Origin of the sequence: Rhizobium ecuadorense (genome assembly GCF_001187535.1) — a bacterium.
Classification (GTDB): Bacteria; Pseudomonadota; Alphaproteobacteria; order Rhizobiales; family Rhizobiaceae; genus Rhizobium; species Rhizobium ecuadorense.
Genome location: NZ_LFIO01000202.1, coordinates 1 through 447, shown reverse-complemented (window position 1 = coordinate 447; position 447 = coordinate 1). Strand labels below are relative to the sequence as shown.

The window sequence follows — 447 nt, the reverse complement described above, 5'->3', positions numbered from 1 at the left end:
GAGCGTAGCTCTGTCTAGAAGATCGGGCTCACGAGCGAAATGCCGTGAGCCTATCTGTATCGGGCAGATAAGAATTTGAGGCAGGTGAGAAGATGATCGTAGCCGCAATCCTTCTGGTTTTTCCGCTCTGCCTTGCTTTTGCGGCCATATCCGATCTGTTGACGATGACGATCCCGAACAGGGTATCGTTGATCATAGTGATTTCATTCGCCGTGTTGGCGCCATTGAGTGGAGTGGCTCTTCCGGCAATCGGAATGCATGCGCTGGGCGCCGCCATAGTGTTCGGCATTTGCTTTGCCCTGTTTGCGCTCAATGTGATGGGCGGTGGAGATGCGAAACTTTTGAGCGCAGCCGCGCTCTGGTTCGGTTGCGAGCCTGCTCTGCTGACTTTTCTGGCCTATGTCAGTGCCATCGGCGGCTTGGTCACGTTGGCGATCCTGTTGATCC

General features: G+C 54.8%; 1 protein-coding gene. It reads left to right on the top strand.

The genetic code is table 11. The features are described 5' to 3' along the window. Window positions 1–92: 92 nt before the first annotated feature. The coding region (locus AF337_RS04660) for an A24 family peptidase (protein ID WP_049731189.1) at window positions 93–447 on the top strand (355 nt) is incomplete at its 3' end.